This is a genomic window from Teichococcus oryzae (genome assembly GCF_008386565.1).
GTDB lineage: Bacteria > Pseudomonadota > Alphaproteobacteria > Acetobacterales > Acetobacteraceae > Pseudoroseomonas > Pseudoroseomonas oryzae.
This window is the reverse complement of the sequence record NZ_VUKA01000013.1, coordinates 1-25,005: the sequence shown is the minus strand read 5'-3', so window position 1 is coordinate 25,005 and position 25,005 is coordinate 1. Positions and strand designations below refer to the sequence as shown.

General features: G+C 66.4%; 24 protein-coding genes and 1 pseudogene. 13 read left to right on the top strand and 12 right to left on the bottom strand.

Translation table 11 applies throughout. The annotated features are described in order from the left end of the window. Window positions 1-32 precede the first annotated feature (32 nt). The 8 genes and pseudogenes from F0Q34_RS17355 to F0Q34_RS17325 form a co-directional block, all read right to left on the bottom strand. Window positions 33-1,136: an LLM class flavin-dependent oxidoreductase gene (locus F0Q34_RS17355; RefSeq protein ID WP_149813514.1), complete on the bottom strand. Its 1,104-nt coding sequence runs from the start codon at window positions 1,134-1,136 to the stop codon at window positions 33-35. A gap of 24 nt (window positions 1,137-1,160) precedes the next feature. Next, complete coding sequence (locus F0Q34_RS17350; protein WP_161600930.1) at window positions 1,161-2,126, bottom strand: Bug family tripartite tricarboxylate transporter substrate binding protein; 966 nt, start codon at window positions 2,124-2,126, stop codon at window positions 1,161-1,163. Next, window positions 2,123-2,245, bottom strand: coding sequence for a hypothetical protein (locus tag F0Q34_RS22525; RefSeq protein WP_277755298.1), 123 nt, complete (start codon window positions 2,243-2,245; stop codon window positions 2,123-2,125). The genes F0Q34_RS17350 and F0Q34_RS22525 overlap by 4 nt, the downstream gene beginning before the upstream one ends. After that, window positions 2,242-3,399, bottom strand: coding sequence for an acyl-CoA dehydrogenase family protein (locus F0Q34_RS17345; protein WP_149813512.1), 1,158 nt, complete (start codon window positions 3,397-3,399; stop codon window positions 2,242-2,244). The genes F0Q34_RS22525 and F0Q34_RS17345 overlap by 4 nt, the downstream gene beginning before the upstream one ends. Before the next feature lie 15 nt (window positions 3,400-3,414). Continuing rightward, the gene (locus tag F0Q34_RS17340) at window positions 3,415-4,158 is read right to left on the bottom strand and encodes an ABC transporter ATP-binding protein (protein ID WP_149813565.1); all 744 of its coding nucleotides are present in this window, start codon (window positions 4,156-4,158) and stop codon (window positions 3,415-3,417) included. Window positions 4,159-4,193: 35 nt separating this feature from the next. Beyond that, a complete protein-coding gene (locus F0Q34_RS17335; protein ID WP_149813511.1) occupies window positions 4,194-5,189 on the bottom strand; it encodes an ABC transporter permease in 996 nt (331 codons plus the stop codon). Further along, entirely contained in the window at window positions 5,186-6,274 is a 1,089-nt protein-coding gene (locus F0Q34_RS17330; protein ID WP_149813510.1) for an ABC transporter substrate-binding protein, read from the bottom strand. The genes F0Q34_RS17335 and F0Q34_RS17330 overlap by 4 nt, the downstream gene beginning before the upstream one ends. A gap of 236 nt (window positions 6,275-6,510) precedes the next feature. After that, window positions 6,511-6,771: pseudogene (locus F0Q34_RS17325) on the bottom strand (MarR family winged helix-turn-helix transcriptional regulator); the annotation flags it as partial. Window positions 6,772-7,167: 396 nt separating this feature from the next. Here F0Q34_RS17325 and F0Q34_RS17320 point away from each other — a divergent pair. The 6 genes from F0Q34_RS17320 to F0Q34_RS17295 all read left to right on the top strand — a co-directional run bounded on the left by F0Q34_RS17320 (window position 7,168) and on the right by F0Q34_RS17295 (window position 12,661). Then, window positions 7,168-7,479, top strand: a complete 312-nt coding sequence (locus tag F0Q34_RS17320) for a hypothetical protein (protein ID WP_149813509.1) — start codon at window positions 7,168-7,170, stop codon at window positions 7,477-7,479. Window positions 7,480-7,650: 171 nt separating this feature from the next. Next, the gene (gene kdsA, locus F0Q34_RS17315) at window positions 7,651-8,508 is read left to right on the top strand and encodes a 3-deoxy-8-phosphooctulonate synthase (RefSeq protein ID WP_149813508.1); all 858 of its coding nucleotides are present in this window, start codon (window positions 7,651-7,653) and stop codon (window positions 8,506-8,508) included. Further along, window positions 8,505-9,254 carry a 3-deoxy-manno-octulosonate cytidylyltransferase gene (locus F0Q34_RS17310; RefSeq protein WP_149813507.1) on the top strand — a complete coding sequence of 250 codons (750 nt, stop codon included), beginning with the start codon at window positions 8,505-8,507 and terminating at the stop codon, window positions 9,252-9,254. The genes kdsA and F0Q34_RS17310 overlap by 4 nt, the downstream gene beginning before the upstream one ends. An 84-nt stretch (window positions 9,255-9,338) precedes the next feature. After that, a complete protein-coding gene (locus tag F0Q34_RS17305) occupies window positions 9,339-10,337 on the top strand; it encodes a KpsF/GutQ family sugar-phosphate isomerase (RefSeq protein ID WP_206668076.1) in 999 nt (332 codons plus the stop codon). Between the two features lie 403 nt (window positions 10,338-10,740). Then, window positions 10,741-11,463: a response regulator transcription factor gene (locus F0Q34_RS17300; RefSeq protein WP_149813506.1), complete on the top strand. Its 723-nt coding sequence runs from the start codon at window positions 10,741-10,743 to the stop codon at window positions 11,461-11,463. Window positions 11,464-11,893: 430 nt separating this feature from the next. Next, entirely contained in the window at window positions 11,894-12,661 is a 768-nt protein-coding gene (locus F0Q34_RS17295) for a sugar transferase (RefSeq protein WP_241665555.1), read from the top strand. 104 nt (window positions 12,662-12,765) lie between these two features. Here F0Q34_RS17295 and F0Q34_RS17290 read toward each other — a convergent pair whose 3' ends face one another. From F0Q34_RS17290 to F0Q34_RS17280, 3 genes are all read right to left on the bottom strand, one after another. Next, on the bottom strand, window positions 12,766-13,788 hold the full coding sequence (locus F0Q34_RS17290; RefSeq protein WP_149813505.1) for a glycosyltransferase family 2 protein: 1,023 nt from the start codon (window positions 13,786-13,788) through the stop codon (window positions 12,766-12,768). A 109-nt stretch (window positions 13,789-13,897) separates the two neighbouring features. After that, complete coding sequence (locus tag F0Q34_RS17285; protein WP_149813504.1) at window positions 13,898-14,140, bottom strand: hypothetical protein; 243 nt, start codon at window positions 14,138-14,140, stop codon at window positions 13,898-13,900. A gap of 284 nt (window positions 14,141-14,424) precedes the next feature. Then, window positions 14,425-15,324 carry a glycosyltransferase family 2 protein gene (locus F0Q34_RS17280; protein WP_149813503.1) on the bottom strand — a complete coding sequence of 300 codons (900 nt, stop codon included), beginning with the start codon at window positions 15,322-15,324 and terminating at the stop codon, window positions 14,425-14,427. A gap of 372 nt (window positions 15,325-15,696) precedes the next feature. On the opposite strand from F0Q34_RS17280, the gene rfbF reads away from it, so the two are divergent. From rfbF to F0Q34_RS17245, 7 genes are all read left to right on the top strand, one after another. Then, window positions 15,697-16,473 carry a glucose-1-phosphate cytidylyltransferase gene (gene rfbF, locus F0Q34_RS17275; RefSeq protein WP_149813502.1) on the top strand — a complete coding sequence of 259 codons (777 nt, stop codon included), beginning with the start codon at window positions 15,697-15,699 and terminating at the stop codon, window positions 16,471-16,473. A gap of 5 nt (window positions 16,474-16,478) precedes the next feature. Then, the gene (locus F0Q34_RS17270) at window positions 16,479-17,558 is read left to right on the top strand and encodes an NAD-dependent epimerase/dehydratase family protein (RefSeq protein ID WP_149813501.1); all 1,080 of its coding nucleotides are present in this window, start codon (window positions 16,479-16,481) and stop codon (window positions 17,556-17,558) included. Further along, entirely contained in the window at window positions 17,555-18,121 is a 567-nt protein-coding gene (rfbC, locus tag F0Q34_RS17265; protein WP_149813500.1) for a dTDP-4-dehydrorhamnose 3,5-epimerase, read from the top strand. Before F0Q34_RS17270 ends, rfbC begins: the two co-directional genes overlap by 4 nt. A gap of 13 nt (window positions 18,122-18,134) precedes the next feature. Beyond that, window positions 18,135-19,421, top strand: coding sequence for an NAD(P)H-dependent oxidoreductase (locus F0Q34_RS17260; RefSeq protein ID WP_149813499.1), 1,287 nt, complete (start codon window positions 18,135-18,137; stop codon window positions 19,419-19,421). Window positions 19,422-19,822: 401 nt separating this feature from the next. Then, the gene (locus F0Q34_RS17255) at window positions 19,823-20,776 is read left to right on the top strand and encodes a replication protein RepA (protein ID WP_149813498.1); all 954 of its coding nucleotides are present in this window, start codon (window positions 19,823-19,825) and stop codon (window positions 20,774-20,776) included. Between the two features lie 173 nt (window positions 20,777-20,949). After that, window positions 20,950-22,305: an outer membrane beta-barrel protein gene (locus F0Q34_RS17250; protein WP_161600929.1), complete on the top strand. Its 1,356-nt coding sequence runs from the start codon at window positions 20,950-20,952 to the stop codon at window positions 22,303-22,305. A 107-nt stretch (window positions 22,306-22,412) separates the two neighbouring features. After that, window positions 22,413-23,009 (top strand): polysaccharide biosynthesis/export family protein, encoded by a 597-nt coding sequence (locus F0Q34_RS17245; RefSeq protein ID WP_149813496.1) that lies wholly within the window; start codon window positions 22,413-22,415, stop codon window positions 23,007-23,009. A gap of 294 nt (window positions 23,010-23,303) precedes the next feature. Here F0Q34_RS17245 and F0Q34_RS17240 read toward each other — a convergent pair. Further along, window positions 23,304-25,005 (bottom strand): GumC family protein (locus F0Q34_RS17240; protein ID WP_149813495.1); only part of this gene is annotated, 1,702 nt, incomplete at its 5' end.

Genomic DNA, 25,005 nt, shown 5'->3' with positions numbered 1-25,005 from the left:
GCCCCTGGCATCATGGCACCGGCGGAAAAGGTTCAGGCCGCGGCGCGGTTCGGCGCGCGGTCCAGGGAGCGCAGTGCCGGGATCAGCCCGCGACCGAAATCCACCGCATCCTCCAGCGGGTCGAAGCCGCGGATCAGGAAGGTGTCCACGCCTAGGCCGCGATATTCCAGCAGCGATTCCGCCACCTGCTCCGGCGTGCCGACCAGCGCCGTGGTGTTGGCGCCGGCGCCGACCGCCGCCGCCACCTCGGTCCAGAGCCGCTTGTCGCGCACCGCGCCGCCCTTCGCCGCATCCAGCAGGCGCTGGGAGCCGACGCTCTGCGGCTTGGCGCTGGTGCCCGGGGTGGCGCCGGCGGTGACGCCGCGCACCTCGTAAACGCGGGCCAGGATGGCGCGGGCCCGGTCCCAGGCGGCTTCCTCCGTATGCGCCAGCACCGGGCGGAAGGACAGGCTGAAGCGGATGCCGTCAGGGTCGCGCCCGGCCGCCACGGCCGCCGCGCGCACCTTGCCGATGGTCTCGCGCGCCTGGTCCAGCGTTTCGCCCCAGAAGGCATAGATGTCGGCATGCTTGCCGGCGAAGGCGATGGCATCGTCCGAGGAGCCGCCGAAGAACACCGGCAGATGCGGCTGCTGCACCGGATGGATGTCGGAGCGCGCATTGGTGAAGCGGTAATAGCGGCCCTCATGGTCGAAGGCTTCCCGGCTGGTCCAGACCTTCTTCAGCAGCCCGACATATTCATCGGTGCGGGCATAGCGCTCGGCATGGGACAGGTAGTCGCCGTCGCGCTGCTGGTCGGCATCGCTGCCGCCGCTGATGATGTGGATGCCGGCGCGGCCGCCGCTCAGATGGTCGAAGGTGGCGAATTGCCGCGCCGCCAGGGTGGGGGCGATGAAGCCCGGGCGGTGCGCCACCATCAGCCCGATGCGCTGCGTCGAGGCCGCCGCGTGCTGCGCCACCAGCAGCGAGTCCGGCGAGGTGCCGCTCCATGCCACCAGGATGCGGTCGAAGCCCGAGGCCTCATGCGCCTGCGCGAAGCGGGCGATGTAGTCGGGGTCGAAGGACGGGCCGCTCGGCGGGTGGATCTCGGAAACCGGGCGATGCGCGATCATGCCGATGATCTGCAGGGGATGGGCCATGATGGGTTCCTCCGTTCTCGTTGTTCAGGCTGTGATGCGCAGGCGTTGCAGGGTGGCACCGCTGGCGGCGTAGTCCTGCGCCAGGCGCTGGCTGATCTGCCTGGGCGCCGTGGGCTCCGGCTTCAGGCCGAGGCGGCGCAACGCGGCGGCGGTTTCCGGCTCGGCCAGGGCGTCGTTATAGGCGGCGTTCAGCCGCTCGATGATCGGCTCCGGCACGCCGGCGGGGGCGAACAGGCCGTACCAGCCGCTGGAAGGCCAGTCCTGGCCAATGTTCAGCTCGGTGATGTTCGGTACGTCCGGGAAGTCATCCCAGCGGCCGGAGCCGACCACCGCCACGGCGCGGACCTTGCCACCCTGGACATTGGGGGCGACCACCGGGTCGATCAGGATCTGGCAATCGCCGGCCAGCAGGCTGTTCACCGCCGCGGCGCTGCCGGGGAAGGGAATGTGCACCGCCTCGAAGCCGGCCTGCTCGGCCAGCAGCGCGCCGCGCAGATGGCCGGTGGAGCCGATGCCGGAGGACGCATAGTTCAGCTCGCCCTTGTGCTGCTTCGCATAGGCGATCAGCTCCGGCAGGGTCTTCACCGGCAGGGCGGCGCTGACGCCGATCAGCGAATACGCCTCGCCCGCCATGGCGACGGGGGCGAGGTCGCGCAGCGGGTGATAGCCGACCTCGTTCAGATAGGGCGAGATCAGGAAGTTGCCGCCCGAGGCGTTGAGCAGCGTGTAGCCATCCGCCTTGGATTCCGCGACATGGCGGGTGCCGACGGCGCCGCCGGCGCCGGCCCGGTTCTCCACCACCACCGTCTGGCCGAGCCGCGCCGACAGCGCGCGCGCCATCACCCGCGACACATTATCGCTGGTGGCGCCGGGCGGGTAGGGGCACACCAGGCGGATCGGCTGGCTGGGATAGCCTTGCGCGCGGGCGGTGCCGGACAGCAGGAAGGGCGCGGCGAGGCCGGCGCCGAGCAGGATGCGGCGGGTCGTCATGGTGTGGCCTCCTGGGCAGGGGTGTGCGGAGTGAAAGCGGGCGTGGCGAGGCCCAGCCACTGGGCCGCCAGCAGGGCGCCGCCGAGCAGCAGCCCGGCACGCAGGGCGAAGCGGGTCACGCGCCGCCCTCCAGCGCCTCGCGCCCGGCGGATTGGTGGGCGAAATCAACATGCGGCACATGGGCGCGGCCGCATTGCGCGTCGCGCCAATGGCGCTCCAGCGGGTTGCGGCGCGACAGGGCGTGGTTGCCGGCGAGCGACACGGCGATCTCCACGGCGCGGGCGGCATTCTCCACCAGCGTGGTCTTCAGCAGGCCGCTTTCGGCCGGGCCGGGCGGGGTGCCGGCATCCACCTCCGCCGCCAGCCCGCGCAGCAGCCGGGCATTGGCGGTGAGCAGTTCCTCGATGGCGCCGGCCTTTTCCTGCATGCGCGGCAGGGTGGCCAAAGGCTTGCCGAGGCCGCTCGGCACGCGGTCGCGCAGGAATTGCGCGATCCAGGCGGCAGCGGCGCGGGCCACGCCGGTGTAGAGCGCGCCGATCCCGGCGGTGTTCCAGGCGAGGCCGGTGGCATCCGGCACGCGCCACTCGGCGGGCGGCCGCAGCGCGGCGAGCTGGGCATCCTCCAGCCGCACATCGTCGAACACCACGTCATGGCTGGCCGTGGCGCGCAGGCCGAGATGGTCCCAGCTTTCCTCGATGCGCACGCCATGGGCGCGGGCCGGCACCAGCACCGGGCCGACGCGCGGCGCGGCGCCATCGTCGCGCGCCCAGACCAGCATCCAGCCGAGGCCAGGCGAGCCGGTGGAATAGATCTTGCGCCCCGAAAGCCGCCAGGAGCCGTCCGGCTGGCGGCATGCGATGGTTTCCGGCAGGCCGCCGCGCGAAGGGGAGCCCAGTTCCGGCTCCACCCGCAGCGCGTTGATCAGCGCGCCCTGCCGCACCGCATCGGCGCCGACCCGCGCACGCAGCGCCTCGGGGAAGGCGGTCTCCCGCGCGACGCCGGCCTGGTGCGTCAGGTGCATGGCGAAGACCAGCCCGGTGGAGGCGCAGCCGCGCGACACCGCCTCGATGGCCTTCAGAGCCGCCGCCATGCCCTCGCCCTGGCCGCCATGCGCGCGCGGCACGGTCAGGCCGAGCAGCCCGGCGGCGTGCAGCGCCGCGAAATTGGCATGCGGGAAGCGGCCGGTGCGGTCATGCTCGGCGGCGCGGGCGGCAAAGGCCTCGCTCAGCGCATCGAGATCCGGCGCGGTGTCCTGGTGCAGGGCAAGGGACATGCGACAACTCCGGGTTCAGGTTTCGAGGCCGAGCAGGCCCAGCGCCTCGCGCCGCAAGGACACGAGGTGCGGATCGTCGCGATGGCGGGGATAGGGGCGGTCCACCACAAGCTCGGCGGTGATGCGGGCCGGGCGCGGGCTGAACACGATGACACGCTGCGCCAGCAGCAGCGCTTCCTCGACATCATGCGTGACCAGCAGGGCGGTGAGGCCGGAGCGCTGCCACAGCCGCACCAGCTCGGCCTGCATGGACAGCCGCGTCAGGCTGTCCAGCTTGCCCAGCGGCTCATCCAGCAGCAGCAGGCGCGGATCGTTCACCAGGGCGCGGGCCAGCGCCACGCGCTGCGCCATGCCGCCGGAAAGCTGGTGCGGGTAGGCGCTCTCGAAGCCGGTCAGGCCGACCAGGTCGATGGCCTGCTGCACCCGGTGGGACTGGCGCCGCAGCAGCCCCTGCGCCTCCAGCCCGAGCGACACATTCGCCCGCACCGTGCGCCAGGGATAGAGCGTCGGGTCCTGGAACACGAGGACGCGGGACGGGTCGGGCGCGGTGATCGGCACGCCATCGCCCAGCACCGTGCCGCCGCTAGGCCGGTCCAGCCCCGCCAGCAGCCGCAGCAGGGTGGATTTGCCGCAGCCTGAGGGGCCGAGCAGGGCGACGAACTCGCCCGGCTGAACGTCGAGCGAAACGCGGTCCAGCACCGGCAGGGTGCGGTCCTCGATGGCGAAGGCCTGGCTGGCGTCGCGGATCGCGACCGCCATGCCGGGGTCGCGCGGGGTTTGGGAAAGGGCCGCGCTCACCACCGCACGGTTCCCTTCTGCCAGGCGAGCACCCGGTCCCGCCCCTTGAACAGCAGGGTGACGAGGCTGGAGCACATCAGCGCCATCACCAGCAGCGCGGCATACATGTTGCCATAGGCGGCCCAGCCCTGCGCCCATTGCAGGTACCAGCCGAGCCCGGCCTTCACCCCCAGCATCTCGGCGACCACGAGCACGGAGAAGGAGGCGCCGAGGCCCATGAACAGCCCAACGAAAACCTGCGGCAGGGCGGCCGGCACGGCGACCTTCAGCACCAGAAAGGTCTGGCTGGCGCCCAGGGTGCGGGCGATGTCGTAATACGCCTTGTTGACGCCCGCGACGCCGGACCAGGTCAGCACCGTCACCGGGAACCAGGTGGCCAGTGCGACGAGAAAGGTGCTGGCGCTGCCGCTGGTGGGAAAGGCGAAGAAGGCGATGGGCAGCCAGGCCGTCGCCGGCAGCGGGCCGATCAGCCGCAGCACCGGATGCACCCAGTAGCCGATGGCGCGCGACCAGCCGAGCGCGACCCCGGCCACGAAGCCCGCCGCGGCACCGATGGCATAGCCGCTGAGCAGCAGCCACAGCGAATGCAGCACGCTTTCGCCCAGGCGCGGCCAGTCCTCCAGATAGACTTCCAGCAACCCCTGGGGAGAGGCGAAGAAGGGCAGGGGCAGCAGGGCCAGCTTGGCGGTGGCCATTTCCCAGCCGCCCAGCGCCAGGGGCAGCACGGTCAGCCAGGGCCCGGCCTTGCGGATCTTCTGCCCGGCCGTTCCCAGCCATGGCGTGGCGAGGCCGGCCAGCAGCAGCGCGCCGCCCAGCGCCAGGGCGATCAACGCCAGCTCCTGCGTGCGGCCGACCTCGATCCGGTCGGGAAGAAGGGCCGTGACGGCGGCGGTGCCGATCCAGACAGAAGCGGCCAGGAAGCCGACCGGCCAAAGGCGCGGGCGATCGGCCACGGGGCTGCCGCTCAGCCCGCTGATGACGGCGCCGCTCATGCGCTCAGCACATCCACGGTGACGCGCTCGGCGAAGCGCTTCGGATCGGTGCTGGCACGCATCACACCGACCGATTTCAGCTCCTCCGCGTAAAGCTCGATCTCGCGCCGGATGTCGAGGCCGGCGGGGCTGTGGCCATGGGTGTGGCTTCGCATGATGGCGATCAGGTCGTCGCGCTTCACGCTGGCAGGGGCATAGGTGAGGAAGGCGTCCACCGCGACCTCGGGATGGTGGGCGGAAACCTGCTGCGCCTCGATCAGCGCCTGGGTCAGGGCGCGCGCGGTTTTCGGCTCCTCCTTCACCAGCCCGCCGGAGATGCCAAGGATGCAGCAGGCGCGGTCGGCCCATTCGCCGGACAGGTTGGTGGCCACCTCCAGCAGGTTGCTGTCGCGCCGCAGGGTCCAGGCGATCGGGTCACCCAGCGCATAGGCCTGCGCCTCGCCGCGCTCCAGCGCCAGGCCGAAGACATGGGCAGGGAAAACGCGCCATGTCACGTCGCGGTCCGGGTCGATGCCGCGCCGCTTCAGCAGCATGGAGAAGAAGTTCTTGTCGGGCGCGGCCATGTCGGTGACGGCGATGGTCTTGCCACGCAGCGAGTTGAGGTCCGTGGTGATGCCGGCCGCCGGATTGCCGACCAGCCGCATGCAGCCGCCATGGGTGCCGCCGGTGATCTTGACGTCGAAGCCCATTTCCATCGGCTTCAGCCAGCGCAGCGCCATGCCGACGCCGGCATCCGCCTTGCGGGTGGCGATGGCTTCCAGCAGCGCCTCGGTGGCGGCGCCGAAATTCACCAGCTCCACCTCCAGCCCATGCTTGGCGAAAATGCCGGAGCGGCGGGCGACCTCGACCGGCGAGGTGCAGATAGCTGTTGCGTTGAAGGCCAGGCGCAGCTTGCGCGGGGCGCCGGGGGCGCCGGGGGCGGCGGCCAGGACCGGGGCGCGGCAAAGCGGATCGCGGGCCAGCATCGCCTCGAAGGCGCGCCGTTCGGCACTGAGCGGCATGAAGCCGGCCAGTGGCAGGGCGAGGCCGGCGCAGCCAAGCGCACCCAGCAGGCGGCGGCGGGGCAGATCAGGGACAGCGGACATGGCGACTCCTGGGGCAGCGCCCGCGCGGGAACCGGGGACCGATTCCACATTGGAATGTCGCTATATCAGAAAAACACCATTAGACAGCAGTCAATTATTTTTGTGCGACGCAGGACGGCGATTAATTGCCTTCCCCCGCAGGGCGCCAGCTATCAGAGCCCGCAGGGCGGCGCCGGACATACAAAATAATCCGTCAGATTGATCACGCCTTCTCTATTCGCCGCGTGGTTTGGAATTCAGCTGCTTGCGCAGCTTGGCCACGGTCTCGTGCAGCTCTTGGCTTCCTCGCTTTGCTCGCAGAAGGTCCGCTCGAGCCAGATCGGCAGGCTGCGGGTCTTGTCGTGCAAGGCGACGCTCTGCTCGGTCAGGTGAATGCGGACTTGCCGTTCATCCTCGGCATTGCGGGTGCGCTTGATCAGGCCGGCCGTTTGCAGCCGCTTCAGAAGCGGCGTCAGGGTGCTGCTTTCCAGAAACAGCCGGTCGCCGATGGCACTGACCGTCTGCCCATCCTCCGCCTACAGCACCACCTGACGAGGTATTGCGGATAGGTCAGCCCAAGCTGTCCAACATGGGCTTGTTGGCACGCTGGATGGCGTGGGCGGAGTGGAGGGCGAGCAAAGGAAGTTTTCCAGCTTCAGCGGGTCATTCGTGCTCATCAGGCTAATGTCCTATGGCGGAAAGCGAAAAGCCCGGGCTGCCCTGGAGCGGCCACCGGCAAGGACAGGCATCAAGATGTGTAGCATTCCACATCAAATCGTTCGCGATTAAATCGGGCACAATAAAATGCATGGCTCCCATGCCAAATTGTATATCGCGTGCGATTTAATCGATAGTTATCTAGTCGCTCACACCGAGGCGCCGAGGGCGCTGACCTCTTCGAAAGGATTACCATCATGACCGCTTCCCGCACCCTTCTGGCCGCCGCCCTGCTGGGCCTCGCCGCTGGTTCCGCCGTGGCCCAGCCCCTGACCGTGACAGGGGAAGGCGAGAATTTCGCGGTCGCCTATGACCCCGCCTACACTGGCAATATCGTGGGTGGTGGCGCGGTGAAGGTGGTGAACTGGGGCCAGAACGTCCGGATCGTCCATCAGGATCCCAGCTTCACGCATCACTCCGCCGGCATTCCGGTGTTTGAAGGCGGCTCCGAAGGCAATGTCGTCTATCTGCCGCAGCTTGACGCCGGCACCAGCCTGGCTTCCCGCTGAGCCATCCGGCTGAAGCGTGAAAGGGCCGGCCCCGAAAGAGACCGGCCCTTTTCAATGGGCGAGGCGCCTCCGCCTGTCGCCATGGCCGCGGCCCGGCCTTCGCCAAAACCCATCGGGATGCGCTAAACACCCGCCCGGGCCACGGCCCCGATGCGAGTGAGAATGTATCCGATGCCCCATCCTGCCCCGATTGTTGACGTTGGCGCCGTCCGCTTCGGCAACACGCTGCCATTGGCGGTGATCGCCGGCCCCTGCCAGCTGGAAAGCCGCCAGCACGCGCTGGAAACCGCCGCGGCGCTGAAGGAGATCGCGCTCCGGGTGGGTTTCGGCCTCGTCTACAAGACCTCCTTCGACAAGGCGAACCGCACCAGCGCCAGCGCCCAGCGCGGATTGGGGCTGGAAAAGTCGATGCCGATCCTGGCCGAGATCCGCGAAACGCTTGGCCTGCCGGTGCTGACCGATGTGCATGACGCGCATCAATGCGCGCCCGTGGCCGAGGCGGCGGACATCCTGCAGATCCCCGCCTTTCTGTGCCGCCAGACCGACCTGCTGCTGGCCGCCGCCGCCACGGGGCGGGTGGTGAACGTCAAGAAGGGCCAGTTCCTGGCGCCCTGGGACATGGCCAATGTGGTGGACAAGCTGACCGGCGCCGGCAATCCGAAGGTGCTGCTGACCGATCGCGGCACCTCCTTCGGCTACAACACGCTGGTATCCGATTTCCGCGGCCTGCCGATCATGGCGCGCACCGGGGCGCCGGTGGTGTTCGATGCGACCCATTCGGTGCAGCAGCCGGGCGGACAGGGCGCCTCCTCCGGCGGGCAGCGCGAATTCGTGCCTGTTCTGGCGCGCGCGGCCGTCGCGGTGGGGGTCGCCGGGGTGTTCATCGAGACGCACCAGGACCCCGACCGCGCGCCCTCGGACGGGCCCAACATGGTGCCGCTGGCGCAGTTCGAGGGGCTGCTGCGCGACCTCGTGGCGCTCGACAAGCTGAGCAAGGCCCAGCTGGCCCAGGCAGGGGCCGCGGCATGAGGCCGGTTGTCCTGATCCCATCGCGGCTGGCGGCGACACGGCTGCCGAACAAGCCCCTGGCCGACATCCATGGCGAGCCCATGATCGTCGCCGTGTGGCGCCGCGCGATGGAAGCCGACATCGCTCCCGTCTGGGTGGCGACCGACGCCCCCGCCATCGCCGAGGCCGTGCGCGCCGCCGGCGGCCAGGCGGTGATGACCGCGCCCGACCACCCTTCCGGCTCCGACCGGGTGTTCGAGGCGATCGGCCGCATCGATCCCGATGGCCGCTTCGATGCCATCCTCAACGTGCAGGGCGACCTGCCAACGGTGCAGCCGGCCACCATCCGCGCCGCCGCCGCGCCGCTGGAGGATCCCGAGGTCGCCATCGGCACCGCCGTGGCGCCGATCCTGCGGGCGGAGGAGCGCGAAGCATCCAGCGTGGTGAAGATGGTGGGCTCGCCGCTGGGCGGCGGCCGTTTTCGCGCGTTGTATTTCACCCGCGCCCAGGCCCCCTGGGGCGAGGGGCCGCTTTATCATCATATCGGCCTGTATGCCTGGCGCCGCGCCGCGCTGGAACGCTTTGTCCGCCTGCCGCCTTCGGCGCTGGAACTGCGCGAGAAGCTGGAACAGCTGCGCGCGCTGGAGGCTGGCATGCGCGTCGATGCCATGGAGGTTGCGGAGGTGCCGCTCGGCGTCGATACACCGGCCGATCTGGACCGCGCCCGTTCGCTGCTGCGCCGCCGCGACGGCCAGCCCGCCCCCTGAGGGCACCCCCGCTTCTTGTTTGGCGGCCTCCTTGCCCGGCCAGGTGACGTTGCCGGGCCGGCACCCGCTTTAAAGGACTTGCCCATGCACGACCTGGCTCCCATGGCCGCCGCCCAGACCACCGCCCTGGCCTCGGCCCGCCATACGCTGGAGTTGGAGGCGCAAGGCCTGACCGCCCTGCGCGCGGCGCTGGATGGCGAACTGGGCACGGTGCTGGCGCGCGCCGTCGCCACGTTGCAGGCGGCCACGGGGCGGGTGATCGTCACGGGCATGGGCAAGTCCGGCCATGTCGGGCGCAAGATCGCCGCCACCCTGGCTTCCACCGGGCAGCCCGCCTATTTCGTGCATCCGGCCGAGGCCAGCCATGGCGACCTCGGCATGATCCAGGAACAGGATGTGGTGCTGGCGCTGTCCTGGTCGGGCGAGGCGCCGGAACTGTCCGACATCATCGCCTATACCCGCCGCTTCAAGGTGCCGCTGATCGCCATCACCGCGCGCAGCAGCGGCGCGCTGGGCCGGGCGGCCGACCTGCCGCTGATCCTGCCGGCCATGCCGGAAGCCTGCCCGAACGGCCTCGCGCCCACCACCTCCACCATTATGCAGATGGCGATGGGCGATGCGCTGGCGGTCGCGCTGCTGTCGCTGCGCGGCTTCACGGCGCAGGATTTCCGCCGCTTCCATCCGGGCGGCAAGCTGGGCGCCCAGCTGCGCAGCGCGCGCGACCTGATGCATACCGGCCTTGCCGTGCCGATGGTGCCGGACAATGCCACCCTTTCCCAGGCCATTGTGGAGATGACCGGCAAGCGCTTCGGCATCACCGCCGTGGTGGACGGGGAGGGCCGCCTGGCCGGTGTCATCACGGATGGCGACCTGCGCCGCGCCTTCGAGAGCGGCGGCTTCACCGATCGCCCGGTGCGCCAGGCGATGACGAGCAACCCCCGCACCATCGGGCCTGAGATGCTGGCGCCGCAGATCCTCGCCGAGTTGAACGCCGCCGCCATTACCGCCGTGTTCGTGGTGGAGGAGCGGCGGCCGGTCGGCGTGCTCAACATCCACGACCTGCTGCGCGCCGGCGTGGCATGATGGAAGGCGGCCCAGGCCGCCATTTGGCAGAATGGGGTTCCGGGCCCCGGCGCGTCCCGCGCCTTGCCATGATCCATGGCGGAACAGGTCCGTATGGATCACCAGCCCGCCATGCTCAGCATACAACCAGGCGATGCAGAAGCGCGGCGCGGCAGAGGAACGTGAGGCGGGTGGAAGCGGGGTGAAGCATCTCCCGGTTCCCTTTGCCTGGATCGCCCAGCGCGTTGCGCGATATTGCAGGCTCAAAGCACAAGCTTAAGGTTCATTGAAGCCCTGATGCTGAAAGGGCTGAAAAATCACAAAATCTTTATCGAGTTCACGAACTGTTGAATTCTTAGTTTGCGTTTACATTGTGAATCCGATATGCACGTCTTGGTTGCAACGACCGCGATTAGGCAAGCTCATGCGGATTCTTCTGGCGGAAGCCGATATCAAGCTGGCTCAGACGCTGAAGGGCGCCTTGAGGGATTATGGCGTGCTGGACGAGGCGCCGAATGGCGAGGAGGCGCTCGAGCTGGGGCGCCTTTATGATTACGACATCATCCTGCTGAGCCTGACGCTGCCTGGCCCCTTGAGCGGCCATGAGGTGCTGCGCCGCCTGCGGGCCGCTCGCATCACCGCTCCGGTGATGATCCTGTCCGAGGCTTCCCAAGCGCAAGCCCGCATCGAGAGCCTGAAGCTTGGCGCCGATGACGTGATGTCCAAGCCCCTGGACCCTGCGGAATTGCTGGCCCGCATGCAGGCCATCGTTCGGCGCGCCAAGGGCTACAGCGACTCTGTGCTGTCAGCCGGCCCGCTGACGCTGTGCCTGCACTCGCATGAGGTCCAGATCAATGGCCAGCCCCTGCGGCTGACCGCCAAGGAATACGCCATTCTGGAAGTCATGATGCTTCGCAGGGGGCTGGTGCTGACCAAGCAGGCCTTTCTGGACCACCTTTATGGCGGCATGGACGAACCCGAGATGAAGATCATCGACGTCTTCATCTGCAACCTGCGCAAGAAGCTTGCCAAGGCTGGACTGGGCGGATTGATCGAAACCGTTTGGGGTCGCGGCTATGTGCTGCGCGAGGAACGGAAGGTGGCGCCGGCTGTTCAGCAATCCCTGATGCGGCAAGCGGCAGCCTGAGCGAACAGCCAAGACAATCCTAGAAGAATTATCGAGTACAAGAATTCAACTATTAGGTTAGATCGCCAGCTGATGCTTTTCAGCAGAGCGTGATTCCGCAAGAAAAAGCACGCTTTCAGTCATTTCCGGCTCGATCATCGCGTCACTTCACGACAAGTTACGCCCGCTTGTCTTGCTGGCCGTTATGCTGGCACATGAACGAGTGGAGCCGACCAGCTGCACAGCACCTGGCGCAGCTTCCGCTTATCTGGGGGAAACACATCTGATCACCGGCAAGCGCTGGGGTTGAGTGCTGCCTGCAAGGGCAGGCCAACTCCTGGTAGCGATTGGTCACAAGGGTAGGTAGAGGCGTGTCATTAATATACACACAAACAGTTTATGAAGCTTAATAGGAATTTGCCGAATTAATTCTACCTTATCTTAATGGTGTGTGTATTTTGAGACGCAAGAGAACGGAAATCGAGGCCGTCTGTCAACGGAGTTCCTCCCAATGACCCATACGAACTGGCCCAACGACATCCAAATGGTGAATGCCACGAAGGTGGATGAAGGGCTGTATGGATCTGCGGCTTTCAGCGGTCGCGGCTTACATCATTTCGCCAAAAGGTCATTCGACATCGTCGCGGCAGGCAGCGCCCTGCTGGTGCTGTCACCATTACTGCTGATCATTTGCCTGCTGGTGATGATGGATGGCGGTCCGGCGGTTTTTGGGCATAAGCGGGTCGGCCGGAACGGCCGCAGCTTCCATTGCCTGAAGTTCCGCAGCATGGTGCCGAACTCTGCTGAAGTTCTGGCCAAGCTGCTGGCGGAAGATCCGGAGGCGGCGCGCATCTGGGCCACGACGCGCAAGCTGCAGAACGATCCGCGCGTCACCCGCATCGGCAAGTTCCTGCGCGGCACCAGCCTCGACGAACTGCCGCAGCTGCTCAACGTGGTGCGCGGGGAAATGAGCCTGGTCGGTCCGCGGCCGGTGGTGCAGGAAGAACTGGACCAGCATTACGGCGTCGCCGCCGCCAGCTACATGGCGGTGCGCCCCGGCATCACCGGGCTGTGGCAGATCAGCGGCCGCAGCGACACCACCTATGTCGAGCGCGTCCAGCTCGATTGCCGCTATGTGCGCGAGTTCTCCTTCTGGGGCGACATGCGCATCCTGCTGAAGACGGTTCCGGCCGTGCTGTTCGGGCGTGGCGCCTATTGAGGCTCCACGCCAACGCTCCGGCGCCATGATCACCCCGCCCTGTGGCGGGGTTTTTCATGTCTGCCATTCATGGAGGGCCGGGAACGCTGTTCCGGCCCGGCCTTTCATCCCGCCGATGCGGAAAGCGCGGCTGGCTGCGCGCCACGATGCTTCAGCAGGCTGCGCAGGAAACCGGCACCCCAGGCCATGTGCATGGTGATGGCCGCCGGGCCAGCGCCGGCCAGCCAGGGATCACGCTTCCGGATGGCCAGAAGCCCGCCCCAGCCCAGGCAAAGCGCCCCGTAAAGCCCGGGAACCAGCAGGGCGATGGGCCAGAACGGCGCCAGGGCCAACCCGCCGAGGCAGCCCAACAAAGCGATCACAGGCGCCATCTGCCGGGGCTTCGGCCGCATCCGGTGCTTCAGCAAGGTGCGTGCGCGGCCAGCGCCATGCTTCATGTATTGCCGCGCCAGGGAGGCAAGGTCCTTGCGCGGGTAATAGGTGCAGGGAGCATCGGCGCAAAGCCAGATACGGCCACCGGCCAGCTTGGCGCGGTGATCCAGCTCCGCATCCTCATTGTGGGTGAAGCTCTCGTCGTAGCCGCCGATCGACAGGAAGAAGGCGCGATCAAAGGCGGCATGGTGGCCGTGATCGATCCATTCCGAGCGCCGTCCGGTCCGGTGCGCCGATCCGCCATTGCCCAGGCGGCTGTTCTGCGCCGCGGCGATGCCGCGCTGCAGGCCTTCCCGCCCTTCCGTCAGCATCGGCACCACCACCGAGGTCGCGTTCTGCTCCCGCAATGCCGTCACGATGCGGGTGACGAAGCCAGGCGGATACCAGGCATGGGCATCGGCGCGGATCAGGATTCCGGCTTCCGGAGAAGCGATGCGCGCCGCCAGGTTGATGGCGGCCGATTGCAGGCGCGCGGGGTTTGCCACCAGCCGGATTTCCGGGTGCCGCGCCTGCAGGCCACGCACGATCTCGGCAGTGCGATCGGTGCTGCCGCCATCCAGCACCAGGATCTCCAGCCGGAACCTGTCGTTCTGCTCCAGCAGGGAGGCCAGGCAGGCGGCGATATAGGCTTCCTCATTAAGGACAGGGACGGCGAGCGCGATCAAAGGGGCGCAGGTATCAGTTGAAGCAATCATGGCCGATGCGGAAATCCTGTTTTAAGGCCCGCCACACCATACCGCACCGCAGCGCGGCAGCCTTCCCTTGCCGCCAACAAAAGCTGGCTATCGAGATTTCGTCTTGTTTCTACAGAGCCAGAAGGAAGCCGATGATGGCGGCCCAGATCAGCGCCGAGAGCGCGAGGCCGATCAGGATACCCTTTGCCGGTGAGGGGCGTGAATTCTGAAGGCTGTTTCCCCACCGGGTGATCAGGTCCTCCCGCGCCGAAAGCCATCCATGCCGGGCCATACCTGATGGCAAGGTATCTTGCATCGCCTCATTCTGAGGCAGCGGAGTATGGGCTTTAGGCCCGATCGATGCGGCGCTCATGGTGGCGGCCCCTCATAACGACACCAACACTCATCACGCTAAGTTCATGAAAGACATTGATCGCACGCTATCGTGATGAAATGCAATGGTAGAAATGTAAAACATCAAAACTACCAAAAGTTTCTATTCAACCTTTAGTTGATAATCTGATTGGATTATCTCCCGTGTCAAGGTTGAGGAATCTTGCCTGTCTGACATGTAGGAAGCGCGCCACGAAAAAAAGCCACGCCGCAATGGCGTGGCCTTAATCACCGCTTCTGGTTGGCTGTTTTCTTCGCGTGGCCTCAGGCGGCGCTGATGCCGCGCGTGCGGGTCCGGGCCCGTTCCAGGGCAGCTAGACCACGGATCAACGGGGCCATCAGGGGAACGCGGTACTTCGCATACATCAGGGACTGGATCAGGTTCCGGCGCAGGACACCGGCACGGCTCGCCCGCCAAACCTCGGGCGGGAGCCGCTCCCTGAGGATGCGCGTCATCGGCCAATGGGGCATCCAGCGATACAGCCGACGCGGCTCCCGGCGCAGCAGGGTGCGCTGGTAATGGTCCTCACTGTGATCCTCACGCGTCAGCAGCACTTCCGACAGTTCGAGATGCTCGCCTTCCAGCAGGTTCAGCGCCATGACGATCCAGTCATAGCCAAACACGTCGATGTCAGCCGGGAAGCTCCGCTTCAATGGTTCGGTGCGGAACACGCCATAGAAGCGTGACACCTCGCCCGGATCCCACAGGAAGCGCCGCAGCCGCTGCACATGGTCGCCTTCCAGCGCGAAGGTGCCGTTCGACAGGTGGCTATCGCCCTCCACCGTGACCATGGCGACGCGGGAAGTGCTGCACACCGCCGTCGGATGGGACTTCAGGTTCTCCAGATTGCGCTGGACGAATTCGGGCGACCAGATGTCGTCATGGCACGCCCACATGAAATAGTCGGATTTGGCCTGCATCAGGACAAAGCGAAAATTCCCGCAGATGCCAAGGTTCTCCGGCTGCTCATGCAGCACAACACGGCTATCACGCCGCGCGTAGTCCCGGCAGATCGCCGCCGTATCGTCAGTGGAGCAGTTATCCGAAATAACCAGCCGGATGTTGCGGTGCGTCTGTGCCAGCAGAGAGTCGATGGCGACCTTGATCTGCTGCCCGCCATTCCGGACCGGCATTCCGATGGTAACTAGCGGCTCTTCCGTCATGTGTTCATCCCAGCACAGATTGGGGGCGCGAAACTAAGGATAGCGTCATCATCCGCGAATGGCGGCGCGATCAATAAAAACTAATGGCGAGATCCTCAGGACAGGAAACAAGTTTTCGAGATTTTGCTTCTTTTTGCCCTGTTTGCTGCAAAAATCCCCCAGCCATGGCACAACAGCCACACCCTTCTTATGATCGCAATCGAACTGAACTTCTCTTCTCGGGGTTGTGAAAGTAAAAGCCCTCAGCGGTAACTCAGCAGTGATCGGCCGCATGCCTATACAAAACGATAATATCTCATCAAACTGAGAAACCGTCGCGGGAAAGATATGCCCGCCTTATCGCTTTCTCACTGTGAGCAACGAGGTCTCAACATGAAGGCAGTAATTCTGGCTGGTGGCCTGGGCACCCGGCTCGCAGAAGAAACCAGCATTCGCCCGAAACCGATGGTTGAAATCGGTGGGAAGCCTATTCTTTGGCATATCATGAAGATCTATTCCGCGCATGGCATCAATGACTTCATTGTGTGTCTTGGCTATCGCGGCAGCGTGATCAAGGATTACTTCAAGAATTACTTTATGTACATGTCGGACGTCACTTTCGACCTCCAGCAGAACACCATGGAGGTCCATAATGCCCGGGCCGAACCCTGGCGCGTGACGCTGGTCGAAACCGGCGAGGACAGCATGACCGGCGGCCGCATCAAGCGCGTGCTGCCTTATCTGCGCAATGAGGAAGCCTTTTGCCTGACCTATGGCGACGGTGTCGGCAATGTTGACATCAGCGCGACCATCGCCCTGCACAAGAAGGAAGGGCGGCTGGCCACCATGACCGCGACGCAGCCCGCCGGCCGCTTCGGCGCCCTGCAGATCGAGGGCAACCAGGTGCGCGCCTTCAAGGAGAAGGTGCATGGCGATGGCGGCTGGATCAATGGCGGCTACTTCGTCCTCAGCCCCCGCGTCGGCGAGTACATCGAAGGCGACGGCACTGTTTGGGAAGACCAGCCGATCGAGCAGCTGGTGGCCGACAACCAGATGAGCGTGTATCAGCACCACGGTTTCTGGCACCCCATGGATACGATCCGTGACCGCAGCCACCTGGAAGGCCTGTGGGCCTCGGGCAAGGCGCCGTGGCGCGTGTGGAAGGGTTGAGAGCGATGCGCATCCTGATCACCGGCAACATGGGCTATGTCGGCCCGGTGGTTGCCGCCCATTTCCGGAAGATTTTTCCCGCGGCGACGCTGGTCGGCCATGACCGCGGCTGGTTCGGCCATTGCCTGACCACGCAGGATCAACTGCCGGAAACCGTGCTGGACGAGCAGCGCTTCGGCGATGTGCGCGACCTGGGCGTCGAGGATCTGCGCGGCTTCGATGCCGTGGTGCACCTGGCCGCCATCTCGAACGACCCGATGGGCCAGCGCTTCGAGGCGGTGACAGACGCCATCAACCACCAGGCCAGCGTGGCCGTCGCCAAGGCTGCGGCCGAGGCCGGCGTGAAGCGCTTCGTTTTCGCCTCCTCCTGCTCCGTCTACGGCATCGCCGGTGACGGCAATGCGCGCGTCGAGAGCGACCAGCTCAACCCGCTGACCGCCTATGCCCGCTCCAAGATCGACACGGAGAATTCGCTCCGTGCGCTCGACAACAGCGGCATGGTGATCTCCTGCCTGCGCTTCGCGACTGCCTGTGGCATGTCGCCGCGGCTGCGCCTCGACCTGGTGCTGAACGATTTCGTGGCCGGCGCGCTGGCCAACAAGGAAGTCAGCGTGTTGTCCGATGGCACGCCCTGGCGGCCGCTGATCCATGTCCGCGACATGGCGCGCGCCATTGAATGGGCGATCACCCGCCGTCCTGAGAATGGCGGCCACTTCCTCACCGTCAATGTCGGCAGCGAGCGCTGGAACTACCAGGTGCGCGACCTGGCGGAGGCGGTTGGCCGCGCCATGCCGGAAGCCAAGGTGTCCATCGCCACCTCGGCGCCGCCGGACAAGCGCTCCTACAAGGTGGATTTCTCGCTTTTCGCCAAGCTGGCGCCACAGCACCAGCCGCAGGAAACGCTGGACGGTGCCATCGCCGAGCTGCGCGACCGGCTGACCGAGCAGGGCTTCAGCGATCCGAACTACCGCAAATCCTTCGCCATCCGGCTGGTCACGCTGGAGAAGCTGATCTCCTCCGGTGCCGTGGACAGCAATCTGGAAGCGGTGCGCGAGCTGCCGCAGATCCGTGGAGAGGCCGCGTGAAGTTCAACGCGACCCCCCTGCAGGACGCCTTTGTCATCGAGATGGAGCCGCGCGGCGATGAGCGCGGCTTCTTCGCCCGGGCCTATTGCGAGAACGAGTTCCGCGAGGCCGGGCTGGTCAGTCAGTACGCGCAGGTCAACAACTCGCTCAGCGTGACCAAGGGCACGCTGCGCGGCATGCACTATCAGCTGCCGCCGGCGGCGGAGGTGAAGCTGGTGCGCTGCCTGCGCGGCGCGCTGTATGACGTGATCGCCGACATGCGCCCGGACTCCCCTAGCTACGGCAAGTGGTTTGGCGTCGAGCTGACTGAAGACAACCGCAAGATGCTCTACGTGCCGCGGGGCTTCGCGCATGGCTTCATCACCCTGCGCGAGAACACCGAAGCCTTCTACATGGTCAGTGACGCCTACATGCCGGGCGGCGAGCGTGGCCTGCGCTACAATGACCCGCATCTGAGCATCGAGTGGCCGATCGCGCCGGAAGTGATTTCGGAGAAGGACCAGAACTGGCCGCTCTTCGATCCCGAGTTCCATGCCGTCGAGCAGCTGCGCGGCATCCGCTGAAAAGAGAAACGCGATGATCTACGACACGCTGCTGCGCCAGCGCGAGGCCGAGGGCAAGCCGGTCCGCGTCGGCATGTTCGGCGCCGGCTTTATGGCCCGCGGCATCACCAACCAGATCGCCAACTCCGTGCCGGGCATGGTGCTGTCGGTGATCTGCAACCGCAGCCTCGACAAGGCGCGCAACGCCTATGAGCAGGCCGGCGTCACCGACATCGCCGTGGTGGAAACCGAGGCCGCCCTGGCCGAGTGCATCCGCGCCGGCCGCGCGGCAATCACCTCTGACCCGATGCTGCTGTGCCGGGTCGAGGGGCTGGACTGCCTGATCGATGCCACGGGCGCCATTGAATACGGCGCAACCGTCACCCTTGCCGCCTTTGAGAACGGCAAGCCGATGGTCTCGATGAATGCCGAGCTGGACGCGACGGTGGGGCCGCTGCTGAAGCGCAAGGCCGACGAGGCGGGCGTCATCTTCACCGGCTGCGACGGCGACCAGCCGGGCGTCGAGATGAACCTGTTCCGCTTCGTCAAATCGATCGGCCTGACGCCCCTGGTTTGCGGCAACATCAAGGGCCTGCAGGACCCGTACCGCAACCCGACGACGCAGGAAGGCTTCGCCAAGCAGTGGGGCCAGGACCCCTACATGGTGACCAGCTTCGCCGACGGCACCAAGATCAGCTTCGAGCAGGCCATCGTCGCCAATGCCACCGGCATGACGGTGAACAAGCGCGGCATGATCGGGCGCGACCATCGCGGCCATATCGACGAGTTGACCTCGGCCTATGATGTCGAGGAGCTGCGCAAGCTTGGCGGCATTGTTGATTACGTGGTGGGCTCCAAGCCGGGCCCTGGCGTGTTCGTGCTGGCGGCGCATGACGATCCGAAGCAGCAGCACTACCTGAACCTGTACAAGCTCGGCACCGGGCCGCTCTACAGCTTCTACACCCCTTACCATCTCTGCCATTTCGAGGTGCCGATCTCGGTCGCCCGCCTCGTGCTGTGCCAGGATGCGGTGATCCAGCCGCTGGGTGGGCCGATGGTCGATGTGGTGGCCACTGCCAAGGTGGACTTGGCCAAGGGCGATGTGATCGACGCTCTGGGCGGCTACAAGAGCTATGGCCAGTGCGAGACCTACGCCATTTCCCGCGGGCAGCGCCTGCTTCCCATGGGCTTGGCCGAGGGCTGCCGCCTGAAGCGCGCCGTGTCCAAGGACACGGTGCTGACCTATGACGATGTGGAGATCCCGGCCGGCCGCCTGATCGACCGGCTGCGGGCGGAGCAGGACGAGGTGTTTCCCGCCTGAGGGCGGGCGGGCTCGCCGGAAGGGACTCCGCTTCTTTTTTCCGGATCCTGCGGGCTTTTGCCGCAGCTGGGCCGGGCTGTCCGCAAGGATGGCCCGGCCTTTTTGTCATGGAAAAGGGCCTGAAGCGGACCCATCCGATTCCCCCACATTGTCCCGGGGGGTTAACTCCGGATGGCGCTTCCGAGGAACCGTTATCCACAAGGCCGCCGGCTTATCCTGGGGGGTTAACTCCGGAAACTGGGGGGTTAACTCCGAAAAAGGCGGTTATACTGGGGGGTTAACTCCGTACTTCAACTAATAGACTCTACTAGTTCTCTACTAGAGTCCGGAGTTATCCCCCCATTGACGCAGCCTGGGCGGAAACGGCACCTAGTCCATCGAAAGTCTTGATGGAGCGAGCCATGCAGGAAGATGCGGCGCATGGCGTCCGGAAGCTGGTGTTGCTGCATGGACGCGATCAGGCTCGCGCCATGGTGCCGCCTGAGCGCAAAGCCCTGGTGGACATCGCCGCGGAGGTGCTGGCGGATGACGCCAGCCGCATCGGCATCACCTATACCGGCTTCTGCCTGACCTCGCTGCCGCATAAGCGCCTGCCCGATGAAGCTGCCTGGGAAAAACGTGGCCATCGCGTGACCCTGCTGGTCGAGCCAGGCCGGCTCAAGGCGGCGGGTCGGGCGCCGCGCCTGCATGGCGTGCCCTATGGCGCCCGTGCCCGCATGATCCTGCTTTACCTGCAAACCCAGGCCGCGCGCACCAACAGCCGAGAGGTGGAGCTGGGGCGCTCGATGCGCGACTGGCTCGGGCGCATGGGCCTTTCTTGGGGTGGCGAGACGGGCAAGGCGCTGCGCGAGCAGGCGGTTCGCATCGCCGCCTGCTCGCTGAAATTCTTCTGGGAAGATGAGGACATGGAAGGCTGGGCGGCTGGCCGCTTCGTCCGCTCCGGGTTGCGCTTCGCCGAGCGGGGCAATGACAGCCGCCAGGGTGAGCTTTGGGACGAGCGGGTGGTGCTGGACGAGGTCTTCTTCGATGCCATGCGTCAGCACCCCGTGCCACTGCAGGAAGCCGCCCTGCGGGAACTGGGCAACCGCAGCGCCAGCCTCGACCTGTACATCTGGCTGGCCTACCGGCTGCACACCCTGCGCGGCCCGACCACGGTGCGCTGGGCGGCGCTGCGCGATCAGTTCGGTGCCGGCTATTCGGAGCTGCACACCTTCCGCCGCGACTTCCGTAAGTCCCTGGCCCCCGCCGTCGCGGCCTATCCCGAGGCCAAGGTCGAACTGACCGATGACGGCGTGATGCTGCATCCCTCGCGTCCGCCGGTTTCCGTCCGGCTGATCAGCGCGGCCCGGAGTTAACCCCCCACCTCTTGCCGATCACTGCAACCCAAAAGCCACAACGCGGCGCATGTTGCATCCGAAGGGCATGGTGGGAAGGCGAAGGCTTGATCGATGGTTCATTCATGGGACAATCCAGCGCATTACGCGGATTGGCGCGGAGCCATAGCATGGAATTGGGCAGGATCGCTGAAATGCGGCTGAAGAACAGAACACTGCGTGCGGCGAAGGCGATCCGCCCCTGGTCCCTGATGGCCCTGCCGGCGATGGCCCTGCTGGCTCCTGTGGTGGGCTTCTCCCAGGAAGTGCTGCAATCGATCCAGACCGAAGCCCCCTTGGCCGGCCGGGGACCATCGCAGACGCCGCAATCGATCAATTCCACTGCCACGGCCCGGAACGTCACCGTGCAGACGCGGCAGCGCCCGGATTACGATCCGGCGGGCATCCGCCTCGGCGGGTTCCGCTATGATGCGGCCCTGGAAGCGGGCATGGGCTATGATGACAACCTCCAGCCCAATTCTCCGGAAGATCAAAGCGATGGGTACTTCACCCAAGGTGTGAACGTTTCCGCCGCCAGCACCTGGAGCCGCCATGCCCTGGGACTGACGGCTTCCCAGGAAACCCGCCAGCATCTGCGCTACAACGACCTGAACTGGCTCGATTACGCTATCGGCCTCAGGGGGCGCTACGACATCGGCCGCGCTTCCTCGGTGAATGCCAGCTACCGCCGTGTGCACAGCCACCTCGCAGTCAACAATTTCGAGCTGCAGAGCGAAGGGGTTAACCGCCCCATCCCCTATGACAGCGACATCTTCCAGATTGGCGGCACCGCAGCATTCAACCGCCTCTCGGTGAGTCCCACCGTGAGCTACACGACCCTCCGCTATGAGGAGGAGACGATCAACGGCCAGCGCACCAACAACAGCCAGAACGACTATGATTCGCTTCTGGCTGAAGTGGAGGCCGGATACAGCCTGGTACCAGGCCGCAGCCTGCTGGCCCTGGTGCGGCTGCAGGACATCACCTATCAGGAAGCCGGCCAGCAGAACCGTGACTCCTTCACCTGGGAGGTCCAGGGCGGCTTCAACTACGATCTGACTGGGTTGTGGCAGGCCCGCCTCCTGATCGGCTACCGCAGCCGCGACTATGAGGAGCCGGGCCGCAAGCCGTTGGAAGGCCTCGCTTTCGAAGGCCAGATCACCTATCTGCCGACGCAGCTCACCACTGTCACCCTTGCCGCCTCGCGGACCATCGAGGAATCGATCCGCGAGAACAGCGTCAGCTACACACGCACTGCTGGCCGGCTGACGGTGGATCACGAGCTGCTGCGCAATGTGATCCTGACCGGCGAGTTGCGGGCTGAGCACCGTGAATACCCACAACAAGGCGAGGTCACCGACGGCATTGGCCTGATCGGCGCCCGCTATCTGATTAACCGCAACCTGTCCCTGGTGGCCAACTACCAGCACACGGAGCGGCTGAGCGCGCCCAATGGCTTCCGTGAATACGGAATCAACCAGGTGCAGGTGCGGCTGCGGATCGCCCTGTAACGATTTGGCGAATAGTGGCCATGGTTTGAACCGGCAGCGTTCACGGGCAGCGCTGCCGCGGATACAATATCTTGCTTTGTCTCAAAGAGCTGCATCCGGGAGTTCCCATGTTCCGTCCTGCTTCCTTGATCTCCTTTGGCCCGGCTACCCTGCGCAGGATGGCCCTGGGGGCTGCCCTGCTGGTCGCGGCCTGCGGCAATCCCGCCGCCAATCTGCAGCCGCTGCCGGAAACCACGGCCAGCGCCTACAAGCTGGGCGCTGGCGACCAGCTCCGCGTGACGGTGTTCAACGATCCCCGTCTTTCCGGTGATTTCCGCATCAGCGATGCCGGCAATGTGGCGCTGCCGCTGGTTGGCGCCATTCCCGTCACCGGCCGCACCACCACCGAGGCGGAGCGTGCCATCGAGCGCAGCCTGCGCAGCCGCAACCTGTTCAACGACCCCTCCGTGGCGGTCGAGGTGCAGGAATACCGCCCCATCTTCGTGCTGGGCATGGTGGAGCGCGGCGGCCAGACCCCGTATCAGCCGGGCATGACGGTGCTGTCCGCCGTGGCGGTGGCCGGCGGCTTCAACTACCGCGCCATCACCGACACCGTGTCGATCACCCGCGTGAACGCCAATGGCGTGGCGGAGGAATACCGGGCCGGGCGCGACGCCCTGCTGATGCCGGGCGATGTGGTGACAGTGTTCGAGCGCCGCTTCTGATCGCCGCGCGCATCACGCGCTGATCCAGGCCGGGGACCATGTCCCCGGCTTTTTTTGTGCCCCGATGCGGGAATGAAGTGGCGGCAGGCCTGTTGGTGCTTTGGGTTGGAATTGGTCCGACCCGTTGGTGGGGCGCGTGGAAAGCCGGCGGGGATGCCATGCATGGGCCTGCCGCTTCCTCATCCAGCGGCGACCGTGAACGCATGAAGGGTCTGGCGGAGGCAAAAAAGAAGGGGCGCGGCCTTTCGCCGCGCCCCTTCCGCTTGAACCGGCAAGCCCTTGAAGGGCCTGCCCTCAGGCTCCCGGCGCCGGCAGGCGCTTGAGGTCGGGCGTGGTGCTCTTGGCATAGCCCTCGTAATAGCCCAGCGGATCCAGCCGGCCCGGGCGCACCCGGGTCATCACCGTTGCCATGCGGGCGCGCATGGAGCGCGGCAGGCGGCGCATCGCCTCCAGCACCACGGTGCGCGGGGTCCGCTCCCAGCCCACGGCGAACAGCACGGCATCGCTGTGCTGCGACAGCACCACGGCATCGGCCACGCGCATCACCGGCGGGCTGTCCAGGATCACCAGCCGGTATTCGCGGCGGGCCCGGTTGATCAACTCGGCGAATTGCCGGGATTCGATCAGCGCCTGCGGGTTGGAGGAGGAGCGGTCGGACAGCAGCAGGTGCAGGCCAGAGCGCTCATCCACCTGGATGGCATCCTCGAAGCGGGTTTCGCCGTTCAACACCGCCTCGATCGAGCGGCCCGGCCAGGGGGCGCCGAAGATGGCGGAAAGCTGGGGGCGGCGCATATCGGTTTCGATCAGCAGCACGCGCAGCCCGTCGGCGGCGGACAGGCGAGCCAGCGAGGAGGCCACGGTGCTCTTGCCGTCGCCGATCGCCGAGGACGTGACCAGCACGGTGTTGGCCGGGCCACCGCCCGCCACGGTCTGCATGTTCAACCGCAGCGCGCGCAGGGTTTCGGCGATGCCGGACTGGCCCTGGTCGAGCACCAGCGCCGGCATCTTGTTGCGGCGGCCGCGGCCCAGCGCCGGCAGGCTGCCGACATTCTGGATGCCGGTCATGGTCACCAGATCCTGCACCGAGTTGAAGGCGCCATGGGTCAGGCGGCGCAGCACCAGGATGCCACCCACCAGGAACAGGCCGACAAAGGCGCAGAAGGCGGCGACAACCGAGCCGGGCGGGCCGCTCGGGCGGTACGGCGCCACGGCCGGAGAGATGACGCGCGCCAGCGGAAACTGGGCGGAGGCCATCCGGGTCTGCTCGGCGCGGGTCAGGAAGGTCTGGTAGATCTGCCGCTTGGCATCGGCCTCGCGGGTCAGGGCCAGCAGGCCTACCTCGGCCTGGGCACCGGTGCGCGCCGTCCGGGTGGTGCTGGTCAGCGAGCTTTGCGCCTCGGCCAGGCGATCGCGCGCCGCGTCCACCTCGCGCCGGAGGGAAGCCACGACCTTGCTGATCTCGGCGCCGATCTGCCGCTGCACGCCGCGCAGCTCGGCCTCGGCGGCCAGGCGGTCGGGATGGTTGCGGCCCAGCTGCTGCGCCAGGCTGGCGGAGCGGGCGCTGATCTCGGCCTCGCGGGTGCGCAGCGCCTGCACGGTGGGCGAGGTCAGCGCTTCCATGGCGGCGCTGCCGCCGCTGCCGGAGCGCAGTGCGCTGTCCAGCGCGGCCTGGGCGCGGGCCAGTTCCTGGCGGGCCACGGCGACGCGGGTCTGCTGCTCGCCCAGCTGCAGGGTGCTGATGGTGCCCTGCGAGGTTTCCAGCAGGCCGGTGCGCTCGCGGTATTCCTGGATCTTGCGGTCGGCCGCCTCCATGTCCTCGCGCAGCGCCGTCAGCCGCTCGGTCAGCCATTCATTGGCCTGCAGGGTGGTGTCGCGCTTGGCGTTCACTTCCTGCGAGATGTAGCGGTTCATCAGCGTGTTGACGACGAGAGCCGCTTCCTCCGCCGTGTCGGCGACATAGCGCACCACGACGACGTTGCTGTTCTCGGTGGTGCCG